This window comes from Kitasatospora sp. NPDC008115 (genome assembly GCF_042957205.1).
Classification (GTDB): domain Bacteria; phylum Actinomycetota; class Actinomycetes; order Streptomycetales; family Streptomycetaceae; genus Kitasatospora.
Window position 1 is genome coordinate 234,564 of the sequence record NZ_JBIBHU010000008.1, and the last position, 25,260, is coordinate 259,823.

Annotated in this window: 20 protein-coding genes and 2 rRNA genes; 10 read left to right on the forward strand and 12 right to left on the reverse strand. The window is 73.8% G+C overall.

The window, feature by feature from the left end:
- Window positions 1–169: 169 nt before the first annotated feature.
- From pruA to ACFZBX_RS13505, 4 genes are all read right to left on the reverse strand, one after another.
- The gene (gene pruA, locus ACFZBX_RS13490; RefSeq protein ID WP_391533739.1) at window positions 170–1,795 is read right to left on the reverse strand and encodes an L-glutamate gamma-semialdehyde dehydrogenase; all 1,626 of its coding nucleotides are present in this window, start codon (window positions 1,793–1,795) and stop codon (window positions 170–172) included.
- A gap of 188 nt (window positions 1,796–1,983) precedes the next feature.
- Entirely contained in the window at window positions 1,984–2,640 is a 657-nt protein-coding gene (locus ACFZBX_RS13495; protein WP_391533691.1) for an HAD family hydrolase, read from the reverse strand.
- Between the two features lie 77 nt (window positions 2,641–2,717).
- Entirely contained in the window at window positions 2,718–3,227 is a 510-nt protein-coding gene (locus tag ACFZBX_RS13500; protein WP_391533693.1) for a DUF6912 family protein, read from the reverse strand.
- Window positions 3,228–3,303: 76 nt separating this feature from the next.
- The gene (locus tag ACFZBX_RS13505; protein WP_391533694.1) at window positions 3,304–4,482 is read right to left on the reverse strand and encodes a patatin-like phospholipase family protein; all 1,179 of its coding nucleotides are present in this window, start codon (window positions 4,480–4,482) and stop codon (window positions 3,304–3,306) included.
- Between the two features lie 417 nt (window positions 4,483–4,899).
- Here ACFZBX_RS13505 and ACFZBX_RS13510 point away from each other — a divergent pair, with 417 nt between their 5' ends.
- Window positions 4,900–5,388 carry an Rv3235 family protein gene (locus tag ACFZBX_RS13510; protein WP_391533695.1) on the forward strand — a complete coding sequence of 163 codons (489 nt, stop codon included), beginning with the start codon at window positions 4,900–4,902 and terminating at the stop codon, window positions 5,386–5,388.
- Between the two features lie 98 nt (window positions 5,389–5,486).
- Here the strand turns inward: ACFZBX_RS13510 and secA are convergent, their stop codons facing one another.
- Entirely contained in the window at window positions 5,487–8,249 is a 2,763-nt protein-coding gene (secA, locus tag ACFZBX_RS13515) for a preprotein translocase subunit SecA (RefSeq protein WP_391533696.1), read from the reverse strand.
- 251 nt (window positions 8,250–8,500) lie between these two features.
- Here secA and ACFZBX_RS13520 point away from each other — a divergent pair, with 251 nt between their 5' ends.
- Window positions 8,501–9,085 carry a GNAT family N-acetyltransferase gene (locus ACFZBX_RS13520; RefSeq protein WP_391533697.1) on the forward strand — a complete coding sequence of 195 codons (585 nt, stop codon included), beginning with the start codon at window positions 8,501–8,503 and terminating at the stop codon, window positions 9,083–9,085.
- 83 nt (window positions 9,086–9,168) lie between these two features.
- Complete coding sequence (locus tag ACFZBX_RS13525; RefSeq protein WP_391533699.1) at window positions 9,169–10,386, forward strand: winged helix-turn-helix domain-containing protein; 1,218 nt, start codon at window positions 9,169–9,171, stop codon at window positions 10,384–10,386.
- 52 nt (window positions 10,387–10,438) lie between these two features.
- Here ACFZBX_RS13525 and ACFZBX_RS13530 read toward each other — a convergent pair whose 3' ends face one another.
- Complete coding sequence (locus ACFZBX_RS13530) at window positions 10,439–11,197, reverse strand: response regulator (RefSeq protein WP_380761436.1); 759 nt, start codon at window positions 11,195–11,197, stop codon at window positions 10,439–10,441.
- A 195-nt stretch (window positions 11,198–11,392) separates the two neighbouring features.
- Window positions 11,393–12,085: a ribosome hibernation-promoting factor, HPF/YfiA family gene (gene hpf / locus ACFZBX_RS13535; protein ID WP_391533701.1), complete on the reverse strand. Its 693-nt coding sequence runs from the start codon at window positions 12,083–12,085 to the stop codon at window positions 11,393–11,395.
- A 364-nt stretch (window positions 12,086–12,449) separates the two neighbouring features.
- On the opposite strand from hpf, the gene ACFZBX_RS13540 reads away from it, so the two are divergent.
- The gene (locus ACFZBX_RS13540; protein ID WP_391533703.1) at window positions 12,450–13,187 is read left to right on the forward strand and encodes a ComF family protein; all 738 of its coding nucleotides are present in this window, start codon (window positions 12,450–12,452) and stop codon (window positions 13,185–13,187) included.
- A gap of 81 nt (window positions 13,188–13,268) precedes the next feature.
- Here the strand turns inward: ACFZBX_RS13540 and ACFZBX_RS13545 are convergent, their stop codons facing one another.
- From ACFZBX_RS13545 to mtrA, 3 genes are read right to left on the reverse strand one after another with little or no spacing between them, the layout of a single operon-like run.
- A complete protein-coding gene (locus tag ACFZBX_RS13545) occupies window positions 13,269–15,161 on the reverse strand; it encodes an LpqB family beta-propeller domain-containing protein (RefSeq protein WP_391533705.1) in 1,893 nt (630 codons plus the stop codon).
- Window positions 15,136–17,274 carry an MtrAB system histidine kinase MtrB gene (gene mtrB / locus ACFZBX_RS13550; protein WP_391533707.1) on the reverse strand — a complete coding sequence of 713 codons (2,139 nt, stop codon included), beginning with the start codon at window positions 17,272–17,274 and terminating at the stop codon, window positions 15,136–15,138. The genes ACFZBX_RS13545 and mtrB overlap by 26 nt, the downstream gene beginning before the upstream one ends.
- Window position 17,275: 1 nt before the next feature.
- Window positions 17,276–17,953 (reverse strand): MtrAB system response regulator MtrA, encoded by a 678-nt coding sequence (gene mtrA, locus ACFZBX_RS13555; protein WP_391533709.1) that lies wholly within the window; start codon window positions 17,951–17,953, stop codon window positions 17,276–17,278.
- A gap of 287 nt (window positions 17,954–18,240) precedes the next feature.
- Here mtrA and ACFZBX_RS13560 point away from each other — a divergent pair, with 287 nt between their 5' ends.
- From ACFZBX_RS13560 to ACFZBX_RS13585, 6 genes are all read left to right on the forward strand, one after another.
- Window positions 18,241–19,443: a hypothetical protein gene (locus ACFZBX_RS13560; protein WP_391533711.1), complete on the forward strand. Its 1,203-nt coding sequence runs from the start codon at window positions 18,241–18,243 to the stop codon at window positions 19,441–19,443.
- A gap of 5 nt (window positions 19,444–19,448) precedes the next feature.
- Complete coding sequence (locus ACFZBX_RS13565; RefSeq protein ID WP_391533713.1) at window positions 19,449–20,120, forward strand: DUF4129 domain-containing protein; 672 nt, start codon at window positions 19,449–19,451, stop codon at window positions 20,118–20,120.
- On the forward strand, window positions 20,117–21,340 hold the full coding sequence (locus ACFZBX_RS13570) for a DUF4350 domain-containing protein (protein WP_391533715.1): 1,224 nt from the start codon (window positions 20,117–20,119) through the stop codon (window positions 21,338–21,340). The genes ACFZBX_RS13565 and ACFZBX_RS13570 overlap by 4 nt, the downstream gene beginning before the upstream one ends.
- 89 nt (window positions 21,341–21,429) lie before the next feature.
- A complete protein-coding gene (locus tag ACFZBX_RS13575) occupies window positions 21,430–22,380 on the forward strand; it encodes an AAA family ATPase (protein WP_391533741.1) in 951 nt (316 codons plus the stop codon).
- Between the two features lie 64 nt (window positions 22,381–22,444).
- On the forward strand, window positions 22,445–23,755 hold the full coding sequence (locus ACFZBX_RS13580; protein ID WP_391533716.1) for a DUF58 domain-containing protein: 1,311 nt from the start codon (window positions 22,445–22,447) through the stop codon (window positions 23,753–23,755).
- Between the two features lie 102 nt (window positions 23,756–23,857).
- A complete protein-coding gene (locus tag ACFZBX_RS13585; RefSeq protein WP_391533718.1) occupies window positions 23,858–24,904 on the forward strand; it encodes a Rieske 2Fe-2S domain-containing protein in 1,047 nt (348 codons plus the stop codon).
- A 63-nt stretch (window positions 24,905–24,967) separates the two neighbouring features.
- Here the strand turns inward: ACFZBX_RS13585 and rrf are convergent.
- Together rrf and ACFZBX_RS13595 are read right to left on the reverse strand one after the other, a co-directional pair.
- A 5S ribosomal RNA gene (gene rrf, locus ACFZBX_RS13590) occupies window positions 24,968–25,084 on the reverse strand.
- A gap of 83 nt (window positions 25,085–25,167) precedes the next feature.
- Window positions 25,168–25,260 (reverse strand): 23S ribosomal RNA (locus ACFZBX_RS13595); the annotation flags it as partial.

Consider the following 25,260-nt stretch of genomic DNA (forward strand, 5'->3'; position numbering starts at 1 on the left):
CCAGCCAGCCTAACGGGATCAATCCAAGGTGTCAGGGGACAACCAGGCGCAAACCCGCAGGAAGATCGAGCCGTCCTGGACAGCTTGTCCAATCAGGCTGCCGGTTTGCGCCGAAAGCCGAAAGTTCGTGCGGAGCGCCTCATGGCATCCGTGTGCGGAGCGTGATCGCTCAGCCCATGTGCGGGTGAACGTGCGAGGTCGGCGGCACGAACGTCTCCTTGATCGACCGGGCCGAGGTCCAGCGCAGCAGGTTCTGCGCCGCGCCCGCCTTGTCGTTGGTGCCGGACGCCCGGCCGCCGCCGAAGGGCTGCTGGCCGACCACCGCACCGGTCGGCTTGTCGTTGATGTAGAAGTTCCCGGCGGCGAACCGCAGCGCCTCCACCGCCTGCGCGATCGCGTAGCGGTCCTGGGCGACCACCGAACCGGTCAGCCCGTACGGCGCGCCCGCGTCGACCCGGCCCAGCGCGTCGTCCCAGCGGGAGTCCTCGTAGACGTGGACGGCCAGGATCGGGCCGAAGTACTCGGTGCGGAACATCTCGTTGCGGAAGTCCGAGGAGACCAGCACGGTCGGGCGGACGAACCAGCCGATCGCGTCGTCGTACTGGCCGCCGGCCGCCAGCTCCACCGTCGGGTCGGCCTTGGCCCGGTCGATGGCGGCCCGGTTCTTCTCGAACGCCCGCCGGTCGATCAGCGCGCCCATGAAGTTCGACAGGTCGGTGACGTCGCCGACCGCCAGCGCGTCCACCTCGGCCAGGAAGTCGTCCTTGATCCGCTGCCAGAGGCTGCGCGGCAGGTAGGCGCGGGAGAGCGCCGAGCACTTCTGGCCCTGGTACTCGAAGGCGCCGCGGATCAGCGCGGCCTTGAGGATCTCCGGGTCGGCCGAGCGGTGCGCCAGCAGGAAGTCCTTGCCGCCGGTCTCCCCGACGATCCGCGGGTACGCCCGGTAGCCGCCGATGTTGGCGCCGATGGTCTGCCAGAGCGCGCGGAAGGTCGCCGTGGAGCCGGTGAAGTGCAGTCCGGCCAGGGCCGGGTCGGCGAGCGCCACCGCGGACAGCTGCTGACCGTCGCCGGTGACCATGTTGACCACCCCCGGCGGCAGCCCGGCCGCCTCCAGCAGCCGCATCAGGTGGTGCGCGGCCAGCGTCTGGGTCGGGGCCGGCTTCCACACCACCGTGTTGCCCATCAGCGCGGGCGCGGTCGGCAGGTTGCCGGCGATCGCGGTGAAGTTGAACGGGGTGATCGCGTAGACGAAGCCCTCCAGCGGGCGGTGGTCGGTGCGGTTCCACACCCCCGGCGCGGAGACCGGCTGGTCGGCCAGGATCTCCCGGGCGAAGTGCACGTTCCAGCGCCAGAAGTCGATCAGCTCGCAGGCCGAGTCGATCTCCGCCTGCTGCGCCGTCTTGGACTGCCCGAGCATGGTGGCCGCGTTGAGCGTCTCCCGCCACGGCCCGGCCAGCAGGTCGGCGGCGCGCAGGAAGACCGCCGCCCGGTCGTCGAAGGACAGCGAGCGCCACTCCCGCCCGGCCGCCAGCGCGGCGTCCACCGCGGCCCGGGAGTCCTCCCGGGTGGCGTTGCCGAGCACGCCGAGCCTGGCCGCGTGGTGGTGCGGCTGGACGACGTCGATCCGCTCGCCGCCGCCGAACCGCTGCTCGCCGCCGATGGTCATCGGCAGCGGGACCTGCTCGGCCGCCAGGTCGTCCAGCCGGCGCACCAGACGCTCCCGCTCCGGGCTGCCGGGCGCGTAGCCGAGTACCGGCTCGTTGCCCGGCACCGGGACCTGGGTGACTGCGTCGATGGGCATGGCGGGCTCCGCTCCTCGTCACGGCGGCCGGCCCGTTCCGACGACGGACCCTGCACCCGTCCAGCCTGACCAGCGGCGGGCCGCTTCGCCCGCCCGGACACGCCAACGGTGGACGTGGTCCGCGCCACGCTTCCGCCGGGCGCCGCCGGACGGGCTTCAGGCGGTGAGCCGCCGGACGGGCTTCAGGCGGTGAGCCGCCCGGCCAGCTCGACCGCCTCCGCCAGCGAGTCCACCACCGGCACGCCGACCGGCTCCAGCTTCTCCCGGGTGTGCGAGCCGCCGGTGTACAGCACCGCGTGCGCGCCCGCGGCCAGCGCGGCCCGCGCGTCGTCCGCCGCGTCGCCGATCAGCACCGTGCGGGCCGGGTCCACCCGCCCGCCGAGCGCGGTGAGGTGGCGGACCAGGTGCTCGGCCTTCTGCCCGCCGGCCGGGCCGCTGCGCCCGTCCACCCGCAGGAACTGGCCGGTCAGGCCGAAGCCGTCGACCACCGGCAGCAGCCGGTCGTGCTCGTACATGGACAGCAGCGACTGGCTGCGCCCGGCCGCCCGCCAGCCGTCCAGCAGCTCACGGGCGCCCTCGGTGAGGCCGCAGGCGGCGCTCAGCTCGCGGTAGCGGTCGTGGAACGCGTCGTCCAGGCGCAGCCACTCGGCGTCGGAGGGCAGCCGGCCGAGCAGCCGCTGGTAGAACCGGGGGATCGGGATCTCGTACTGCTCGCGGTACTCCTGCAGCGTCATCGGGCCGACGCCGATGGTCGCGAAGGCGGCGTTGCTCGCACCGAGCACCGCTTCCATGTCGTGGAAGAGCGTTCCGTTCCAGTCCCAGACGATATGAGTGCGCACGCAGTGAACGGTAGCGCCGGGTGCCGCCGGACCGGTAGGACGGAACTCACCCGGGCCCGCGCGCAGCGGGCGGCCGCTCAGGCGAGCAGGGCGGCGATCTCCTGGGTGGCGAACCAGAGCAGGTCGTGGTCCTCGGCGCCGTCCACGGTGAACTGGGCGTCCTGGTCGCCCGCGTCCGCCGCCGCGACCGCCTCGACGGCCGCCGCCACATCGGCCACCACGTCCGCGTCGGCGACGTCCGCGTGCACCGCGGCCGCCTTGGCGAGCTTCACCGGGCCGGCCAGCACGACCCGGCCGAGCGAGGCCTGGTCCTGGTACTCGTCGCCGGGGAACGGCTTCACCGCCGACTCGGCGACGTCGAGCGCGACGACCACGCGGCGGCGCGGGGCGCCGGGTTCGGCGGCCAGCAGGCGCAGCGAGGACTGGGCGGCCCGGTTCAGCGCCGCGTACTCCAGTTCCTCCAGGTCGTCGCTGACGTACCACTCGCGCAGCGCGGGCGTCACGGCGTAGGCCGCGGACTGCTCCAGCGCGCCGCCCGAGTGCGCCGCCGCCAGGCCGGTCAGGGTGGTGGGCACGTACACGCGCATCGGTGGCACTCTCCGGTTCGTCCAGCGGCACAGCTTCCAGCGCCCCCAAGAATAAGCGCCGGACGGCGGGCCGTGATCACCCGCGCACCGCCGGGCCGGGCGCACCGCCCTCCCGGGCGCCCGGGTGCGCCGTCTCCAGGGAGCGCCGGCAGGTGTCCAGCGCGCTCTCCAGGACGGGTCCGCGGCGGGCCGGGTCCATCATGTTGGGGCCCATCACCGCCAGGTCGGCGGGGGTGGGCGCGAGCAGGTGGACGCGCACGCCGCCGGCCCGCAGCAGCCGGGCCTCGCGCAGCAACTGGCGGGTCACCGTCCGGCGGTAGCGGGCGACCAGCTGGGCGAGCACCCCGCTCGGACGGTCCCGTTCGCGCGGGGCGCGCAGCCAGTCCCGCACGCGCTGGGCGCGCGCGGCGGTGGACGCGCCGCCGTCGGGCTCCGGGCGCCCCGGCGGGTCGGGCCGGACCGCCATCGGGGCGAGCACGTACACCTCGTCCAGACCCCGGTCCAGCAGCAGGTCGGCGTTGGTGGCCGACCAGCAGCCGCCGTCCACGTACTCGGTGCCGCCGACCGGGACGGGCGCGAACCAGCCGGGAATCGCACAGGAGGCCATCACCGCCTCGTCGACCCGGGCGGGGGGCGCGCCGGGGTCGCCGAAGACCACCCGGCGGCCGCTGCGGTAGTCCACCGCGACGACCCGCAGTGCCGAGCCGGCCGGCCAGCCGGCCGCGTCCGGACGGTCGGAGCCGCCCGAGCCGCCCGAGCTGTCCACGCCGTCCGCGAACAGGCCGCCGACCAGCGCGCCGACCGACGCCAGCGAGCCCCGGCCGTGCGGCGCCATCGCGGAGACCATGGTGAGCCAGGGGTAGGTGCGCGGGTGCCGCACGGCGTCCCGCAGCAGGCCCGGCGAGCCGATGCCCGCCCTGGGCCGCGGCGGCAGCGCGCCGCCGACCGCCGTGTCGTAGTCGAAGTCCGCCTCGGACAGCGGCCCCGAGGTGACCGGCAGGCCCCGCTGGTGGTCGTGGAGCTGTCCGGTGTCCGCCCCACCCGCGAGCAGCGCGCCCAGGATGGCGCCCGCCGAGGTGCCGAGCAGCACCTCCGCCTCGCCCGGCGGCCGGCCGGTCGCCTCCTCCACGGCGCACAGCGCGCCGACCGTCCAGGCCGCGCCGAGCATGCCCCCGCCGCCCAGCACCAGGCCGCGCCGGGGAGCGCCCCCGGTCGCCGGCGGCGCCGGACGCGTCCCGGATACCCATGTCGTCATACCGGCCGCCTGTCGTCGTCGGGGCGGTGGGTGCGGTGGTGCGGTGATGGTGCGGTGATGGTGCGGGAGGCCGTGCGGTGGTGCGGCGCCGGACGGCGCCCCGTGCGGCGTACGGCCCGGCCTTCGATCCTGCGCGCCGAGCGGCCCGGGGCGCAACGTCCGTCCTGGCGAACGGACCGTCCCCTTTCGGGCCCTCCCACCCCTCCCGGCGCGTCAACCCGGCGCCCGCGGGGGTGTCCGGAGGCCTGCCGCCGCATGGGCCGACTCACCCGGATAGGTGAACTTCAGGGAGTTCCGGGAGGCCGCCGGAAACCCGTTGCCGTCCCGCGCGGGCGACCACTAGCAAGGACCCGTTGGTACCCGCACCACCATCGCCCGCCAGCCAGGCCCCGCGCCGACCGCCCCCGAGGAAGGCCCATGACCACGTGCCCGAACCGCGCCGCACCGCCCCTCGCCCCGCCCACCGTGCTCTCCGCACGCCCCTACCGCTCGCACGGCACCGCCCGGGACCACCACCCGGCGCCCCCGCGCCGGCCCCGCCACCCCCGCACCGCGTGCACCGCCGGCCCGCGCCGCGAGCCGGTCGAGGGCCTGAGCACCCGGTTCGCCCACCGGCTGGTCGAGGTGCTCACCGGCGCCCGGCCGTCCGGCCAGCTGCTGCGCCACACCACGCTGGACGGCTACGGCCAGCTCTCCGCCCTGGTCCGGGCTGGCACCCTGCGCCGGGGCCACGGCGCGGACGAGCGGCCGCGGCTGGGCCCGGTGCACGACCGCTCGCCCTCGCCGGGCGCCGTCGAGGCCTGTGTACGGGTCGACCTCGGCACCCGGCACCACATGGTGGCGTTCCGGCTGGAGCCGCGCGGCCCCTCCGGCCAGTGGCAGTGCACCGCCGTGGAGGCCAGATGACCGCCCCGGGAACGACGCGGGGCGCCGCTCCCGTACGGGAGCGGCGCCCTCTGCGGCGGTCAGCCGGCCCGGCGCGCGGACCGGCCACCGGCCCCGGATCAGCCCTTGCGGCGGCGGCCCTTGGCCGACTTGGCGGCCTTGCGGCGCTCGGCGCGGGTCAGCCCGTCGCCCTCGTCCTCCGCACCGAGGTCCTCGAAGTCGCCCTCGATCACACCGCCGCCGACCTCGTCCGAGGGGGCCGTGTAGTGCAGCCGCTGCGGCTTGGGGGCCTCCAGGCCCTTGGCCTTGATCTCCGGGCGGGCGGCGTCCTTCTCGAGCTTCTCCAGCACGACCTCGGCGTCCGCGACCGGGACCTCCTCGACCTGCTGCTCGACCTGGACCTCCAGGTTGAACAGGTAGCCGACGGACTCCTCCTTGATGCCCTCCATCATCGCGGTGAACATGTCGAAGCCCTCGCGCTGGTACTCGACCAGCGGGTCGCGCTGCGCCATGGCCCGCAGGCCGATGCCCTCCTGGAGGTAGTCCATCTCGTAGAGGTGCTCGCGCCAGCGGCGGTCCAGCACCGACAGCACGACGCGGCGCTCCAGCTCGCGCATGATCTCGGTGCCGAGCTGGTCCTCGCGGGCGCCGTACTGCGCCTGGACGTCCTCCTGGACGACCTTGGTGAGGAACTCCGGGGTGAGGCCCGCGCTGCCGCCGGCCTCCTCCTCCAGCTCCTCCAGCTCCAGGGTGACCGGGTAGAGCTGCTTGAGCGCGGTCCAGAGCTTCTCGAGGTCCCAGTCGTCCTCGAAGCCCTCGCCGGTGGCGGCCCGGACGTACGCCTCGACGGTGTCGTCCATGAAGTGGCCGACCTGCTCCTGGAGGTCCTCGCCCTCCAGCACCCGGCGGCGCTCGCCGTAGATGACCTCGCGCTGGCGGTTCAGCACCTCGTCGTACTTGAGGACGTTCTTGCGGATCTCGAAGTTCTGCTGCTCGACCTGGGTCTGCGCGGAGGCGATGGCCCGGGTGACCATCTTCGACTCGATCGGCACGTCCTCGGGCACGTTGGCCATCGAGAGCACGCGCTCGACCATGCCGGCCTTGAACAGGCGCATCAGGTCGTCGCCCAGCGACAGGTAGAAGCGGGACTCGCCCGGGTCACCCTGACGGCCGGAACGGCCGCGCAGCTGGTTGTCGATCCGGCGGGACTCGTGCCGCTCGGTGCCGAGGACGTAGAGGCCGCCGGCCTCCTTGACCTCGTCCTGCTCCGCCTTGACCGCGGCCTTGGCCTTCTCCAGGGCGGCCGGGAACGCGGCCTCGTACTCCTCCGGGGTGTCCACCGCGGAGAGCCCGCGCTGGGCCAGCTCGGCGGCCGCGAGGTGGTCGGCGTTGCCGCCGAGCATGATGTCGGTACCGCGGCCGGCCATGTTGGTGGCGACGGTGACGGCGCCCTTGCGGCCGGCCTGGGCGACGATCTGCGCCTCGCGCTCGTGGTGCTTGGCGTTCAGCACCTCGTGCGGGATGCCGCGCTTGCGCAGCTCCTGCGACAGGTACTCGGACTTCTCGACCGACACGGTGCCGACCAGCACCGGCTGGCCCTTCTCGTGCTTCTGGGCGATGTCCTCGACCACGGCGGCGAACTTGGCCGGCTCCGACTTGTAGATCAGGTCGGGCTGGTCGATGCGCAGCGGCGTCCTGTTGGTCGGGATCGGCACCACGCCGAGCTTGTAGATCTGGTGGAACTCGGCCGCCTCGGTGGTGCCGGTACCGGTCATGCCAGCCAGCTTGTCGTACAGGCGGAAGAAGTTCTGGAGGGTGATGGTGGCCAGGGTCTGGTTCTCGTTCTGGACCTCCACCCCTTCCTTGGCCTCGATCGCCTGGTGCATGCCCTCGTTGTAGCGGCGGCCGGCCAGGATGCGGCCGGTGTGCTCGTCGACGATCATGACTTCGCCGTTCATGACGACGTAGTCCTTGTCCGCCTTGTACAGCTCCTTCGCCTTGATGGCGTTGTTCAGGAAGCCGACCAGCGGGGTGTTCACCGACTCGTAGAGGTTGTCGATGCCCAGGTAGTCCTCGACCCGGGTGACGCCCTCCTCCAGGATGCCGACGGTGCGCTTCTTCTCGTCGACCTCGTAGTCGCGGTCGATCTTCAGGCGCAGCACCAGCTTGGCGAAGTCGGCGTACCACTTGGTCGCCTGGTCCGCCGGGCCGGAGATGATCAGCGGGGTGCGGGCCTCGTCGATGAGGATCGAGTCGACCTCGTCGACGACCGCGAAGTTGTGGCCGCGCTGGACGAGTTCGTCCTTCGACCAGGCCATGTTGTCGCGCAGGTAGTCGAAGCCGAACTCGTTGTTGGTGCCGTACGTGATGTCCATCCCGTACTGGCGCTTGCGCTCGGCGGGCGTCATGTTGCCGAGGATCACGCCGACCTCGAGGCCGAGGAAGCGGTGTACCCGGCCCATCCACTCCGAGTCGCGCTCGGCGAGGTAGTCGTTGACCGTGATGAGGTGCACGCCCTTGCCGGTGAGCGCGTTGAGGTAGGTGGGCAGCGTGCCGACCAGGGTCTTGCCCTCACCGGTGCGCATCTCGGCGACGTAGCCGAGGTGCAGCGCGGCGCCGCCCATCAGCTGGACGTCGTAGTGGCGCTGGCCCAGCACACGCTTGGCGGCCTCACGGACGGTGGCGAACGCCTCGGGGAGGATGTCGTCCAGCGTCTCGCCGTCGGCGAGGCGCTGCTTGTACTCGTCGGTCAGCGCGCGCAGCTCGGCGTCGGTGAGGTTGACGAAGTCCTCTTCGATGGAGTTGACCTGGGCAGCAATCCGCTGCAGCTTGCGAAGGATCTTGCCTTCGCCGGCGCGCAGGATCTTGTCGAAGACGGACACGTGAGCGGGCTCCTTGCCTGGATTGGCACTGGACGACTGCACGGTGGATCCACCCCACCGCACGGGCCATCGTATGCGAGGAGCCCAAGGCCCCGGGAGGTGCGTCAGCACGGTATTCCCGTGTCACCCGCGCGAGCACTTCCGACGATAGTCGTTCGCACCGGGGCAAACCGGACGCCCGTCCGGCCAGTTGAATGCACCGGTCCGTTAATCGGATGCTCAGGATTCTCTCTGCACGGAATAATCCGTGCATGGAAGAGCAGCAGGAGAAGCAGAACGAGTCGCGCACCGCGGAGCCCGTCGTCCTCACCACGGACCGCCTGGTCCTGCGCGCGCCGGGCGAGGGCGACGTCGACGCGATCCTCGCCGCCTGCCAGGACGAGGAGATCCAGCGCTGGACCGTCGTCCCGGTCCCCTACGGCCGCGAGCACGCCGAGTACTTCGTCCACGACCTCGCCGCCAACGGCTGGCGGACCGGCGACAACCTGGTCTGGTGCGTGTTCGAGCGGGAGTCCGGCGCACTGGTCGGCAGCCAGGGGCTGACGGCCTGCCCCGGCCGGCCGGGCACCGCCGAGGTCGGCTGGTGGGCCGCCAAGGAGTTCCGCGGCCGCGGCTACACCGCCGAGGCCGCCGCCGCGGTGGCCCGCTACGGCCTGCGCGACCTCGGCCTGCGCCGGCTGGAGTGGCTGGCCTACGTGGGCAACGACGGCTCCCGCGCGGTGGCCGAGCGGATCGGCTTCCGCTTCGAGGGCACCCTGCGCTCCTACTCCGAGCAGCGCGGGCGGTTCCGCGACACCTGGATCGCCTCGCTGCTCGCCGAGGACCTCACCGACTGAACGGCCGGGTCCCGCCCAGGCCCCGGGCGGCCGGGGCCTGGCGGCCGGGGCTGCTGTCGGTACCCCCGTCTAGGCTCGCCGGCATGACCGCCTCGACCTCGCGCCCGGCCGCCGGCCCGTCCCCCGCGGCCCCCGCCCCGGTGACCCTCCTCGGCGCCGACGACGCCCGCCGGATCGCCCTGCGCGCCCAGGGCCTGCTCGGCGCCCCGGACCGCCGCGGCGGTGTGCGCGGGGTGCTGCGCAGGCTCGGCTCCGTCCAGCTCGACACCATCTCGGTCCTGGCCCGCTCCCACGAACTGGTCCCCTACGCCCGACTCGGCGCGGTCGGCCGCCCGGCGGTCGAGTCGGCGTACTGGGGCTCCGGCGCGAGCTTCGAGTACTGGTCGCACGCCGCCTGCGTGCTGCCGGTCGAGGAGTGGCCGCTGTTCGCCTTCCGCCGCCGGTCCTACCGCGCCAAGGCCCACGTCTGGGGCAAGCAGGTCGACGCGGCGACGTACCGCACCGTGCTCGACAAGCTGCGCGCCGAGGGCCCGCTCACCTCCACCGAGCTGGGCGGCGCCAAGAAGACCGCCGAGTGGTGGGACTGGTCCGACACCAAGATCGCGGTGGAGCGGGCGCTGGCCTTCGGCGACGTGGTCTGCACCGAGCGCCGGAGCTGGAAGCGCGTCTACGCCCTGGCCGAACAGGCGATCCCCGCCGAGCTGTTCGCCGCCGAGCCGGCGGACGAGGAGTGCCTGCGCACCCTGGTCGCGCAGTCCGGCGCGGCCCTCGGCGTGGCCACCCGGGCCGACCTGCTCGACTACCACCGGCTGCGCGCCGACCAGTTGGACGCGGCGCTGCCCGGTTCGGGCCTGGTCCCGGTCCAGGTGGCCGGCTGGGGCCCGGACGGCTCCCCCGGCGCGGCCTGGGCCGACCCCGCGGCGCTCGCCTCGGCCCCGCGCGGACGCCACCGCACCACGCTGCTCTCGCCGTTCGACTCGCTGGTCTGGGACCGCCCCCGCACCGAGCGGATCTTCGGCATGCTCCACCGACTGGAGGCCTACACCCCCAAGCACAAGCGGGTGCACGGCTACTTCGCGATGCCGCTGCTGACCGGCGGGCGACTGGTCGGCCGGGTCGATCCGGCCCGCGAGGGACGGACCCTGGTGGCCCGTCAGGTCTCGCTGGACTCCCCCCGGCACCTGGAGGCGCTGGCCGGGGCGCTGCGCGAGGCGGCCTCCTGGGTGGGCTGCGACGACGTCCGGGTCGAGAGGCTGCCCGACGAGGCGCTGCGCCCGGCGCTGGAGAAGCTGCTCGGCTGAGCACGGGGCGCGGGGCACGGTGTGCGCGGAAGGGGCCCAACGGGCCCCTCGCTCACCCTATTTCGAGGATCTTCTCGCGCATCGCGTACACCACGGCCTCCATCCGGGAGTGCAGCTGGAGCTTCTCCAGGATGTTGCGCACATGGTTCTTCACGGTGTTCTCGCTGATGAACAGCTCCTTGGCGATCTCCCGGTTGTTCATCCCGGTGGCCACCAGCTTCAGCACCTCCAGCTCGCGGTCGGTCAGCCGCGGCGCGGGCACCAACTCCCGCTCGTCGGACCGGCGCTGGATCATCGACTTGAACTCGGTGAGCAGCTTGGACGCCATCGACGGACTGATCTGGGACTGCCCGTCGGCGACCGCGCGGATCGCGGTGGCGACCTCGTCGGTGGAGATCTCCTTGAGCAGGTACCCGGTGGCGCCCGCCTTGATCGCCTCGTAGAGGTCGGCCTCCTCGTCGCTTATCGTCAGCATGATGATCTTGGTGCTGGGCGCGACGTCCTTGATCGCGGTACAGGCCTCGATCCCGCTGCGGCGCGGCATCCTGACGTCCATGAGGATGATGTCCGGCAGCAGGTCGGCGGCCTTGAGCACCGCCTCGGCGCCGTCCCCGGCCTCGCCGACGACCGTGATGTCCTCCTCCTCGGCCAGCACGATCTCCAGGCCGCGGCGGAACAGCGCGTGGTCGTCCACCACCAGGACGCGGATCGGCTCCCCCCGGCGCAGGGCGTACTCGGGCTCCGCCCCCGGGCCGGGCGACACCCCCGCGACCGGCCCCGTTGCGGGCCCCAGCCCGAAGTGATCCCCCATCCGCTCCTCCCCCGTCGCCGGTCGTCGTGCGCCAATCATTCCACGGCCGGAGCACCTCCCGGTCACCCTCCGGCGCCGATCGCCCCGCATCGGGTGACCTGCGCGTCGGCCCGGCGGCGCGTCCGGGCGGCCCCGGAACGCCGGTGACCCCGGCGGCACCGGCCACCGGGGTCACCTCCCATGCTGCTCGGACGGTCAGTCCTCGTCGTCACCCGCGCCGATCGCACCACCGGCGCCACCACCCTCGACGGTCGAGCCGTCGGCCTTCAGGTGGATCACACCGTAGTGGTAACCGTGCCGGCGGTAGACGACGCTCGGCAGGCCGCTGTCCTTCTCCACGAAGAGGTAGAAGTCGTGACCGACCAGCTCCATCTCGTAGAGCGCCTGGTCGAGCGCCATCGGGGCGGCCGGGTGCGTCTTCTCCCGGACCACCAGCGGGCCTTCGCCCTCCACTTCCAGGGATCCCATCATGGTCTTGCGGGCGGCCCCGTTGGTCACGCTCTCCGACGGCTTCGTCTCGGGCAGCGCGGCCAGGGCCGCGGTCGCCTCGGCGACGCTGATCGGGGTGCGGCCGTTGCCGCCCTTGTGGACCCGACGCCGGTCCGCGGACTTGCGCAGCTGGGCGTCGAGCTTCGCCGAGGCCAGGTCGAGCGCCGCGTACGGGTCGTCGGCGGCGGCCTCGGCCCGGATCACCGGACCACGGGTACGGAGAGTGATCTCCACGCGGTCCGACCGGTCGGCCTGCCGCGGGTTGTGTTCCTTGGACACCTCGACATCGAGGCTGATCGCCTTGGTGTCGAACTTCTGGACCTTCTCCAGCTTCTCGGCCACGTGATCCCGGAACCTCTTGGTCACCTCGGTCTTGCGGCCCTTGACAACGATGTCCACGCAGAACTCCGATCCCTCGTTCTGTCGCCGGTCCGGGTGCTACCGGACCGGGCTGAGACCAGCCGGACCAGCCAATCCTGCGCCGGCCCTCCGTCCCACCGGCAACGGTGGGAACGACTGGCCCTCACCTCACTTCCTCCCCATCAGGGACGGTTGAAACCCCCTGGGGCTCATCGAACACCTCACACGGAGTTTTCGCCTCCCCAGCGGAGAGTTCGGGTATGACGGACCAATGGGACTTGGCGGTCAAGCCGTTGCCCCCTGTCTACCCTCCTGTGAGTGAAACACAGGTAAATACCTGGACAACACCCCCCGTACGGCGCATTCTTTGCTCACTCTCCGTTCCGATCCGGGAGGAGCAGTCGTGCCGCCGACCTCCGCACCGCCCCGACCGCCGTCCGTCCAAGGGCCGTTCGCCCACGCCCTGGCCGGGCTGCTCGACGTGCTGGTCCCGGCCCCCTGCGCGGGCTGCGGCGCCGACCGCGGGCAGCTCTGCCGGAACTGCCGACACGTCCTCGCCATCGCCCGCCCCGGGCCCTGCGCGGCCCTGCCCTGGGCGCACGCCGCCGCGCCGTACGACGGCCCGGTCCGCCGGATGCTGCTGGCCCACAAGGAACGCGGCGCGCTCCGGCTGGCCGGCCCGCTCGGGGAGGCGCTCGCCCTGGCGGTGCGCTCCGCGCTCGGCCCGCGCGGCGGGCAGGGCCCGCTGCTGCTCGTCCCGGTGCCCTCGGCCCGCGCGGCCGTCCGCGCCCGGGGCCACGACCCGACGCTGCGGCTGGCCGCCGCCGCCGCCCGCGCCCTGCGCCGGGAGGGCCTGGACGCCCGCGCCGCACCGCTGCTGCGCCACACCCGGCCGGTCGCCGACCAGGCCGGACTGCCCGCCGCCGAGCGCCGGCGCAACCTGTACGGCGCGCTCACCGTACGGCCCCTCGGCCGCCGGGCCGCCGGGCTGCGGCCGGTCCTGGTGGACGACCTGGTGACCACCGGCGCGAGCCTCGCCGAGGCCGCCCGGGCGCTGTCGGCCGCCGGCCTGCCGCCCCGCGCGGCCGCCACCGTCGCGGCGGCCGGCGCGGACCGGCACCCGGGGAACGGCCCGGGGTGAGCGAACGGGGCGAGCGAACGGGGCGAGCCGGAGATGATCCGCCGGCCGCCCGGCCGCCCAGCCCCGCCACGCCCCGCCGGATCAGCCCGGGTAGATGAACGAGGAGACCCGGTACTGCAGCCCCTGCTGCTCCCGCCACTGGTTGTTGACCAGCCGGTAGGGCTTGCCCTGCGCCCCCTGCAACGCCAGCACCGGCGGCACCACCGGCGTACCGCCGCTCCCCCCGTTCACCCGGGACTCCGACGCGGCGACCGTGATCATCTCGCCGCCGCTCCACAGCCGCGCGTCGGGGTTCGTGGACCCGTCCGTGCTGACGTAGTGCAGCTGCTGGAGCTTGTCCTTCTCCTTGCCCAGCACCAGCAGCTGGTCCGCCTCCGCCCAGGAGACCGAGACCACGTCCTCGAACGCCGGGTTGGCCGGCCTCAGACCGGTGATCCGCGCGGTCGGGGCGTCCTTGGTGCCCTCGTGGACGAGCAGCCCCAGGTAGAGCTTGCTCTCCTTGCTGTCCTTGCTCTCCTTGAGCAGCAGGGCCACCCGGACCCCGTCCGAGGAGACCTTGACGGCCTGCACCGACCGGCCGTCCAGCAGCTCCACCGGGACCTCGACGACCTTCCGGCCGCGCACCAGCAGCACCTTGGCGCCCTGCGGATCGCGGTCCACCACGTAGAGGTCGCCGCGCCCGTCCCAGGTCGGCGAGGCCAGGCCGCCCGGCTCCGGGCGGGACGGGGTGGTGAGCACCGGCTGCGGCATCGCGCTCAGGTTCTCCGCGAACGGCACGGTGTAGAGCTGGTGGCCGTCCCCGCTGATCGCCGCGGCGTGCTCGCCGTCCCGGGCCACCGCGATCGCGCCCAGCTTCCGGCCGGACTGCTGCGGGCGGCCCAGCGGGCCGTGCACCGGGTCGCCGTCGTCGTCGCCGCCGCGCGTCTCGTACAGCACGCCGTCGTCCTCGCGCTGGTAGAACTGGCGGGTGGCCATCTGCCCAGCCAGCGATCCCGGCCCGGTCGCGGGCTCGTCGGCGCGGCTCGCCTGGCAGTTGGGGCCGCCGTGCGCCCCCTTGAGCTCCACCCGCTCCACCTGCCCGGTGCCCTGGTCGGCGAGGGTGTACAGGAGCTGGGTGGCCATCCGCCGGCAGGCGGTGGCGCTGCCCAGGTCGACCCCGAGCACCGTCACATGGCCGAGGCGGTTGTCGTCCAGGGTCACCGTGTCCACCTTCGCCCCGACCGGGAAGGCGGAGCGGGCGACCGGCGCGATCCACTTCGACGGCCCGGCGACCAGCGCGTTGGCGGCCGAGCCCAGCGGGTCTATTCGGCGCCGCAGGTAGATCGGGTCGGCGATCAGCACGTCCTGGCTGGTCGCCGCGTCACCGGTCGGCGCGGACGGGTCCGGCGCCGCGTAGAAGAACCGGTCGACCTGGCGGAAGCTGTTGCGGAAGTTGACCTCGTTGAGGATCAGCCCGTCGGGCAGCACATTGATCCGCCACTCGTCGCCGGGCTTCTCCCGCACGAAGGAGAAGTCGAGATTGGCGTCGCGCGGCGCCGCGGTCCGGTAGGAGTGCCGCTCGTCCACCTCGGCCACCACCTGCCCGATGAGCGGGATGGAGACCTCGGTGTCGGCCGGGGTCACGCGCACCGTGGGCTGGGTCGGCCTGCCGCCGAGCACCTTGACGCCCGACTCCGGGTTCCAGCGCGCCGAGGCGGTCGGCGTCAGGTACTTGCGGGCCGTGCCGTAGTCGTCGTCGGCGGTCAGCGCGTCCAGGAACCCGGCCAGCAGGTCCTGCGGCCCGGCGCCCTTGGCGGGTTCCACCGGGAAGACCCTGACCTGGAGGTTCTTCTCCGCCGAGCTCTTGGACAGCTCGATCCTGGTGACGCCCCCGGAATCCGGCATCGCCGCGCAGCCGCCGGCCAGCAGGCTGCCCAGCAGGGCACCGACCACCCCGGCCAGCCGCGGCTCAGTCCTGCCGCTGGTCCTTCGCACCGTGCGACCCCTCCGTGTCCGTTCCACCCGTGCCGACCGCCCCGGCGGCCTCGTCCGGCCCCGTGATCCGCTGCGCCACCGACGGCCGGCCCGGCGCCGTGTCCACCATCACCTGCGCGCCGGTCGCACCGTACCCGGCACCGGCCGGACGCACGTCCGACGGGTCGGCGCGCGGGGCGTCCGGCAGCCGCCGGCCGAGACCCGGGCCGATGCTCAGCACACCGCCGAGCCCGCTGCCGAACCCGCTGCCGGAGGCCTCCGGAGTCTCCGGGACGGCCGCCTCCTCCGCCACGGCCAGCGCGGTCGAGCCGGCCGGGCGGATCGCCCGCCGGTACGGCGTCCCGTACGTACCGAGGCCCCGGTTGTTGCGCGAGTCCTCCGGCTCCAGCCGGAACGGTGCCCGGCTGATCTCGCCGCCGCGGGTGCGCGGCAGGGTGAGCCGGAAGTGCGAGCCGCCACCCGGCTCGCCCCAGGCCTGGAGCCAGCCGCCGTGCAGGTGCGCGTCCTCGACCGCGATGGACAGGCCGAGACCGGTGCCGCCGGTGGTCCGCACCCGGGACGGGTCGGCCCGCCAGAAGCGGTGGAACACCCGGGACGCCTCGCCCGGCTTGAGGCCGATGCCGTAGTCGCGCACACCGACCGCGACCGCGCCGTCCTGCGAGCCCAGCCGGACCACGACGTCCCGGCCCTCGCCGTGCTCCAGCGCGTTGACCACCAGGTTGCGCAGGATGCGCTCGATCCGCCGGGAGTCGACCTCGGCCACCACCGGCTCGCCGTCGCCGCGGATCACCACCGCGCTGCCCTTGGCCTGCGCCAGCGGGTCGGCGGCCTCGACCACCCGGCCGACGATCTCGCGCAGGTCCACCGGCTCGGCGTCCAGCACGGCCGCGCCGGCGTCGAAGCGGCTGATCTCCAGCAGGTCGGCGAGCAGCGACTCGAACCGGTCCAGCTGCCCCTGGAGCAGCTCGGCGGACCGGGCCGCCATCGGGTCCAGGTCCTCGCGGCTGTCGTAGATGAGGTCGGCGGCCATCCGGACGGTGGTCAGCGGGGTGCGCAGCTCGTGCGAGACGTCCGAGACGAAGCGCCGCTGCACCCGGGACAGCTCCTCCAGCTGGCGGATCTGCGCCTGGAGCGCGTTGGCCATCCGGTTGAACGATTCGCCGAGCCGGGCGATGTCGTCCGTGCCGGTGACCTTCATCCGCTCCTCGAGGTGCCCGGCGGCCAGCCGCTCGGAGATCCCGGCGGCCATCCGGACCGGGGTCACCACCTGGCGCACCACCAGCCAGGCGATGCCGCCCATCATGATCACCACGAACACGCCGGCGGTCGCCAGGGTGCCGGTGATCAGGTTGAGGGTCTTGGTCTCCTGACCGAAGGAGAAGACGTAGTACAGCTGGTAGCTGGTGCCGTCCGGGCCCGAGAACTGCTGGCCGAAGACCAGGCCCGGCTCGGTCTTCCCGCTCTCCGAGCGCTGGATCCGGGTGGGCTGGCTGAACGTCTGGCCGGCCTCCTGCGAGACCCGCGCCTTCAGCGCGGCCGGGATGCTGTCCGGCGAGATGTCGCCCGAGTAGCGCGGGCCGAGGCTGGCCCGGTCCGGCTGCACGGTCTGGCCGGTGCCCGGCAGCATCGCGATCACCGAGAAGACGTTCTGCCCGCTCGCGGCCAGTTCACCGACCTGCCGCAGCAGCCAGGTGCCCGGCTCCTCGGTGGCCGGATCGGCGGCCGCGCCGATCCGCACCCGCAGGTCCTTCGCCTCGTTGATCTTCTTGAGCTCGGTCTGGAAGCCCGCGACCGCCTGGTCGCGCGCCGCGGCCCGCTTGGTGTCCAGCAGCCCGGTGCGCACCTGCGCCACCACGACGACACCCAGCACCAGCACCACCAGGACCGACAGCAGCAGCGTCGCCGCCACCACCCGCAGCTGGATCGAGCGCCGGTACAGCGCCGCCACCCGGTTCACGGGACGGCGCAGCTGACGGCTCACCAGCGCGAACAGCGCCACCGGCCCGCGCCGGCGGCGGCTGCGCACGGTCGAACTCAGCACGTCCCCGCGCACGGCGCCGCCGCCCCCGTCGGTCGCGGCACCCGCCGGGGTCTCGTCGGACTGGTCACTCACGTCAGCTGGGCCCGGCCTTGTAGCCGACGCCGCGGACGGTCACCACGATCTCGGGGCGCTCCGGGTCCTTCTCGATCTTGGAGCGCAGACGCTGCACATGGACGTTCACCAGCCGGGTGTCCGCCGCGTGCCGGTAGCCCCAGACCTGCTCCAGCAGCACCTCGCGGGTGAACACCTGCCAGGGCTTGCGGGCCAGCGCGACCAGCAGGTCGAACTCCAGCGGGGTCAGCGGGATGCCCCGCCCGTCCCGCTTCACCGAGTGGCCGGCCACGTCGATCACCAGATCGCCGATGGTCAGCTGCTCCGGGGTCGGCTCCTCGGCGCGGCGCAGCCGGGCACGCACCCGGGCCACCAGCTCCTTGGGCTTGAACGGCTTGGTGACGTAGTCGTCGGCGCCCGACTCCAGACCCACGACGACGTCCACCGTGTCGGTCTTGGCGGTCAGCATGACGATCGGAATCCCGGACTCCGACCGGATCTGCCTGCAGACGTCGATGCCGTCCCGACCGGGCAGCATCAGGTCGAGCAGGACCAGGTCGGGCTTGGTCTCCCGGAACGCGGCTAGCGCCTTGTCCCCGTCGGCGACGAAAAACGGCTCAAAACCCTCACCACGCAGCACGATACCGAGCATCTCGGCCAGTGCGGAGTCGTCATCAACGACGAGGACGCGTCCCTTCATGGCTCCATCCTCTCATTACCGGATTGTGACCTGCCGCACAGCAGTCCCATTGCGCCAGAACGGCCAACTGGCGACCGGGCGAATTCCGGCCATACCGGGCCAAAGGACCTGCCCCGTCCACCCCCCGCGGTCCCGGCGGGGTCCACCGGCCGTCCACGGAGCGGGCGTTGCCGTTCAGCAACCGGATCCCCCTGGGGCGCGTCCGACCACCATGGCACGATGGGCGCTGCGCCCGCGTGAAGATCCACCCGGCGCCGCGAAACCCTGACGCCCTCCGAGGAGCAGTGATGACCGACACCCCGGGCTGGGCCTCGCCCGGCTCGTCCGAGCCGCCCCGCGACGGTGCCCGGCCCCCGGCCGACGCGCCCGCAGCCGTGCCCGGCCAGTCGGCACCGCCCCACCACGCCCCGCCCGCCTGGGGCACCGCCCCCGGCGCACCGCAGCCCCCGTACGGGCAGCAGCCGCCGCCGTACGGCCGGCAGCCCCCCTACGGCCCGCCCGGCGGCCAGTACGGCTGGGGAGCGCCGCCCAGCCCCAAGCCCGGCGTCATCCCGCTGCGCCCGCTCGGCCTCAGCGAGATCCTCGACGGCGCCGTCTCCACCGTCCGCAAGCACTGGCGGGTCGCCCTCGGCCTCTCCTTCGGCGTCGCCGTGGTCCAGCAGGGCGTCGCGCTCGGCGCCCAGCTCGCCATCCAGGGCGACACCGGCGAGCTCACCCCGGTACTGACCTCCCTGGTCAGCCTGCCGCTCGGCTGGCTGCTCGGCGTGATCGCCTCGGCCCTGCTGACCATGGTGGTCAGCCGCGCCATCCTCGGGCAGTCCGTCACGCTCAAGGAGGCCTGGCGCGACGCCCGGCCCCGGCTGTTCCAGCTGGTCGGCCTCACCCTGCTGAACGGCCTGATCGTCGGCGGCATCATCCTGCTGGGCTTCGCCCCGCTCATCGGCTACGCGCTGGCCGGGGACGCCGACCCGGGAACCGCCTTCCTGCTCTTCCTCGTGGGCTTCCTCGTCGCCCTGGCCGCCCTGTGGATCGGCGTCCAGCTCAGCCTGGCCGCGCCCGCGCTGATGCTGGAGAAGCAGGGCGTCATCGCCGCCCTCTCCCGCTCCCGCCGCCTGGTCAGCCGCTCCTGGTGGCGGATCTTCGGCATCACCCTGCTCAGCATGGCCATCGCCTGGATCGTCTCCAGCGTGATCGCCACCCCGTTCACGGTCGCCGGGATGGTGCTCGGCTGGGGCGACCTCACCAGCCAGCTCGACGCCGGCGACGCCGCGAGCATGCCCCCCGCCCTGCTGGTCACCGTCGCCATCGGCGGCATCCTCTCCTCCACCATCACGCTCCCCTTCACCGCCACCATCGGCGTGCTGCTCTACGTCGACCAGCGGATCCGCCGCGAGGCCCTCGACATCGAGCTCGCCCGCGCCGCCGGCCTGGCCGAGCACGGCGGCACCGGCTGGGGCGGCCCGTCCGGCCCCGCCCCGGCAGGGCACTGAGCCCGATGCCGACCTGGGGGGAGATCGTCGTACTCGCGGGCGGGGCCCCGGTCACGACCCCGCGCGACGCGGCCCGTGACGCGGCCCGCGACGAACTGGTCAAGGCCGACTACCACCGCCACGACCCGAGCATCCAGGAACGGGTCATCAACTGGATCACGGACCGGATCGACGACGCGCTCGGCGCGCTCGCCGGCGGCGGCACCAGCGGCACCACCGGCCTGATCCTCTTCCTGGTGGTCGCCGTGCTGATCGCCGCCGCCCTCTGGTGGCGGCTCGGCGCGCCCAAGCGGGCCGCCCGCACCGGCCTCGGCGTCTTCGGCGGCGCCGGCCCGCGCAGCGCCGCCGAGCACCGGGCCGACGCCGAACGGCACGCCGCCGCCGGCCAGTGGGCGGAGGCCGTCCGCGAGCAGTTGCGCGCCCTGGTCCGCGGCCTGGAGGAGCGAACCCTGCTCGACCCCCGCCCCGGCCGCACCGCCGACGAGGCCGCCGCCGAGGCCGGCCGCGCGCTGCCCGAGCACGCCGCCGCGCTGAACACGGCCGCCCGCACCTTCGACGACATCGTCTACGGCGAGCGCACCGCCGACCAGGCCGCCTACCAGCTGCTGCGCGACCTCGACCGGACCCTCGAACGCGCCCGCCCGGTCCTCGTCCCGGCCGCCGGAGGAACCGCATGACCAGCGCCACCCCGCCGACGGCGCCGCACCCGCCGGCGCCCACGCCCGCCCGGGCGGACACCAGTCTCGCCCCCACCGGCCGCGGCCTGTGGCGGCGCGCCCGCTGGTACCTGCTCACCGTCGTCATCCTCCTGCTCGCCGCCGTCGTCCTGGCCGCCGCCAACGACGAACGCCAGTACCCGCCGCTGGACCCGCGCTCCTACGAGGCCACCGGCAGCCACGCCGTGACCGCCCTGCTCCAGCGCGAGGGCCTCGACGTCGACCTCACCACCGACCCCGCCGGCCGCCCCTCCCGCGCCGACACCCTGGTGCTGCCCGAACCCGACCTGCTCGGCCCCGAGCAGCTGGCCGCCATCGCCGCCGCCCGGCACGCCCGGCTGGTCCTCGTCTCCCCCGGCCCCGCCGCCCTCACCGCCCTCGCCCCCGGCGTCCGGATGTCCGACGAGAACGGCGGCATCCCCTACGCCCGCGTCCACAGCACCGACGCCGCCTGCTCGCTGCCGGAGGCCGTCCGGGCCGGCAGCGCCCACGTCGGCGGCCTGCTCTACACCGCCGGCAGCCGCGGCGAGGGCTGCTACCAGCGGGGCCACGGCTACCCCGTGGTGGTCGTCCCCACCGGCCCCGGCACCGACGTGGTGGTCCTCGGCAGCGGCGAGTTCCTCACCAACGGGCTGCTCAAGAAGGACGGCAACGCCGCCCTCGGGCTCGGCCTGCTCGGCGCCCAGCCGCACGTCACCTGGCACCTGCCCGACTACAGCGCCCCGGTCGCCGAGGGCGCGCGGAAGAACTTCCGCGACTACATCCCCGAGGGTTGGACCTGGGCCGGCTACCAGCTCGCCGTCGCCGTCGTGCTGGCCGCGCTCTGGCGCGCCCGCCGGCTCGGCCCGGTCGTCAGCGAGAACCTGCCCGTGGTGGTCCGCGCCTCCGAGACCACCGAGGGCCGCGCCCGCCTCTACCACCGCGCCAGGGCCCGCGGCCGCGCCGCCGACGCCCTGCGCCGCGCCACCGCGCACCGCGTGGCCCCGGCCCTGGGCGTCCCGCCCGTGGCGGGCGCGCCCGACCCCACCGCTCTCTGCGCGGCCGTCGCCGACCGCCTCCCCGAGCGGTCCGCCGGGGACGTACGGGCCCTCCTGTACGGCCCGCCCCCGACCGACGACGCCGCGCTGCTGCGGCTCGCCGACGACCTCGACGCCCTCGAAAGGCAGGTTCGGAAGCCGTGACCGAGAAGGCCACCACCCAGCTCCGCATCACCCCCGGCACGGCACCCGCCACCCCCGGCACCACCGTCCCCGCCCCCGGCGACCCGCGGATCACCGACCCGCGCGAGGCCCTGACCGCCCTGCGCGCCGAGATCGCCAAGGCCGTCGTCGGCCAGGACGCCGCCGTCACCGGCCTCGTCGTCGCCCTGCTCTGCGGCGGCCACGTACTGCTCGAAGGCGTCCCCGGCGTCGCCAAGACCCTGCTGATCCGCACCCTCTCCACCGCGCTCAGCCTGGAGACCAAGCGCATCCAGTTCACCCCCGACCTGATGCCCGGCGACGTCACCGGCTCGCTGGTCTACGACGCCCGCACCGCCGAGTTCTCCTTCCAGCCCGGCCCGGTCTTCACCAACCTGCTGCTGGCCGACGAGATCAACCGCACCCCGCCGAAGACCCAGGCCGCCCTGCTGGAGGCCATGGAGGAGCGGCAGGTCACCGTCGACGGCGAACCGCGCGCCCTGCCGGTGCCGTTCCTGGTCGCCGCGACCCAGAACCCCGTCGAGTACGAGGGCACCTACCCGCTGCCCGAGGCCCAGCTCGACCGCTTCCTGCTGAAGCTGGTCCTCCCGCTGCCCGACCGCGACCAGGAGTTCCAGGTCCTCGCCCGGCACGCCGCCGGCTTCGACCCGCGCGACCTCACCGCCGCCGGCGTCCGCCCGGTCGCCGGCCCCGGGCACATCGCCGCCGCCCGCGAGCAGATCGCCAGGCTGACCGTCTCCCCCGAGATCCTCGCCTACATCGTCGACCTCTGCCGGGCCACCCGGCAGTCGCCCTCGCTCTCCATCGGCGTCTCCCCGCGCGGCGCCACCGCACTGCTCGGCGCCTCCCGCGCCTGGGCCTGGCTGGCCGGGCGCGACTACGTCACCCCCGACGACGTCAAGGCGCTCGCCCTGCCCACCCTGCGGCACCGCGTCGCCCTGCGCGCGGAGGCCGAGATGGAGGGCGTCACCGCCGACTCCGTCATCCAGGCCGTGCTCGCCCAGACGCCCGCCCCGCGCTGACCCCGCCGCGCCAGCCCGCCCCTCCGGCCGGCCCACCCCCGGCCCCGACGAAGGAACGCACCGCATGGCCCTCACCGGGCGAACCGCCCTGCTAGCCGCGCTCGGCGCCCTCGTCACGGGCCTGCTGCTGCCCTCCTGGGCCGGGATCGGCGCCGTCACCGGTGCGGTCCTGCTCGGCGTCGTCGTCGACCTGGTGCTCGCCGCCCCCGTCCGCAGCCTGCGGATCGTCCGGGGCGGCGACACCACCGTGCGGCTCGGCGAGCCCGCCGCCGTCGAACTGAGCGTCACCAACCAGGCCGGCCGCCCCCTGCGCGCCCGGATCCGCGACGCCTGGGCCCCGTCCGCCTGGCGGCCCGGCACCGAGACCGCCGCCTCCCGGCACACCCTGCTCGTGCCCGGCCACGAACGACGGCGCGTCACCACCGTCCTCACCCCCACCCGGCGCGGCGACCACCACTCCCACAAGGTGACCGTCCGTTCGCTCGGCCCGCTCGGCCTGGCGGGTCGTCAGGGCTCGCACCTGGTCCCCTGGACCGTCCGCGCCCTGCCTCCGTTCGCCAGCCGCAAGCACCTGCCCTCCCGGCTCGCCCGGCTGCGCGAACTCGACGGCCGCACCTCCGTGCTGACCCGCGGCCAGGGCACCGAGTTCGACTCGCTGCGCGAGTACCTGCCCGGCGACGACGTCCGCTCCATCGACTGGCGGGCCAGCGCCCGCCGCCACACCGTCGCCGTCCGCACCTGGCGACCCGAGCGCGACCGGCACATACTCGTCGTCCTCGACACCGGCCGCACCTCGGCCGGCCGGGTCGGCGACGCCCCCCGCCTGGACGCCTCGCTCGACGCCGCGCTGCTGCTCACCGCCCTCGCCACCAAGGCCGGCGACCGGGTCGACCTGCTCGCCCACGACCGCCGCAAGCGGGCCTCGGTGGCCGGCCGCTCCCCGAACGAGATCCTGCCGGCCTTCACCAACGCGATGGCCGTCCTGGAACCCGCCCTCTACGAGACCGACATGCGCTCGCTGGTCGCCACCGCGCTCAAGATGGCCCCGCACCGCTCGCTGATCGTCCTGCTGACCGGCCTGGACGCGGCCCCGGTCGAGGACGGCCTGCTCCCCCTGCTGCCGCTGCTCACCAAGCGGCACGAGGTCGTCCTCGCCTCCGTCTCCGACCCCCACCTCGACGAACTCGCCGTCGGCCGCGGCACCGTGGAGGCCGTCTACGGCGCCGCGGCCGCCGAGCAGACCCGCGCCGACCGCCGCCACACCGCCGACCGCCTCACCCGCGCCGGCATCACCGTCATCGACGCCCCGCCCGCCTCGGTCGCCCCCGCCCTGGCCGACACCTACCTCGCCCTCAAGGCCGCCGGCCGGCTCTGACCTCCCCGGGCCGTCGGCGGACATCGGCGAAGGAGTGATCGTCGCAGGTGTCGCACCGGCGTCTGCCCGGCAAGCAAAAGTCGTCTACGTACCGTGTCGGCCATGACAACCAAAGACGATGCGCCCCCACCCGGCGCGCGCCGGCCCTCCCGGCCTCCACGGATCGCACCGGCCGGGGAAGGACCCGCGCTCCCGACACCCAGCGGCTGGTTCTGCCTCGCCCTCTCGCGCGAGCTGCCCCGGGGCGCCGTACTGACCCGCAGGTTCTCGGACGAGGATGTCGTCCTCTACCGCACCCGTAGCGGCGACGTCCGCGCCACCCGGCCGTACTGCCCCCACATGGGCGCCCACCTCGGCTACGGCAGCACCATCGAGGGCGACACCCTGGTCTGCCCGTTCCACCGCTTCGCCTTCGGCACCGACGGCGCATGCGTCAGCGATCCGGACGGGGTGCCGCTGCGTACCCGGGTGGATCACCTCCCGATCCTCGAACGCAACGGCTTCGTCTACGTCTGGCACGGCCCCGACACCGACCCCCCGCACTGGGAGCTGCCCGCCCTGCCGGGCCCGGAGGTACGGCCCACGGCGCACTGGGCCGTGGAGGTGGACACCCACCCGCAGGAGGTCATGGAGAACGTCGCCGACTACCGGCACCTCGGCACCCTCCACCGCCTGGCCGTACGTCAACTGACGCCGCCCGTCCCCGACGGGCCGTACCTGCGGACGAACCTGCGCTCCAGCGCCGGCCGGATCCCCCTCTTCGGCGGGCTCTCCTGGGAGAAGTCGACCCTGATGGCGGGACTGGGCTTCACCCTCACCCAACTCGAACTTCCGCGCTTCGGCCTCGCGGTCCACCTCTGGGGCCTGCCCACCCCGACCGGCCCCTGGCGGACCGTCCTACGGGTCGCGACGGCCTGCGAGGTCACCGACCCGCGTCACGTCCCCGGCCCGAGCCTGCCGGCAACCCGCGCGGCGGTGACCAGGCTCGTCGCCAGGTCGACGCTGCGGATGACAGCCAGGGTCATCCAGCAGGACGTGCCGATCTGGAACCACAAACGCTACGAGCCACTGCCACGGCTCGCCGCCGGGGACCACTCCGTCGGCATCTACCGGCACTGGGCCCGCCAGTTCTACCCGTCCGGCTCCTGAAACTGCGGCGGAAATGCGAAAAGCCCCTGCCGGTATCCCCGGCAGGGGCTTCTCAGAAGAATTGTTCGGCGGCGTCCTACTCTCCCACAGGGTCCCCCCTGCAGTACCATCGGCGCTGTGAGGCTTAGCTTCCGGGTTCGGAATGTAACCGGGCGTTTCCCTCACGCTATGACCACCGAAACACTATGAAACTGTCAACCGCACCCACCCTCTGTAAAGGCGGGGGTCGTTGTTTCAGAACAACACAGTGGACGCGAGCAACTGAGGACAAGCCCTCGGCCTATTAGTACCGGTCAACTCCACCCCTCACGAGGCTTCCATATCCGGCCTATCAACCCAGTCGTCTACTGGGAGCC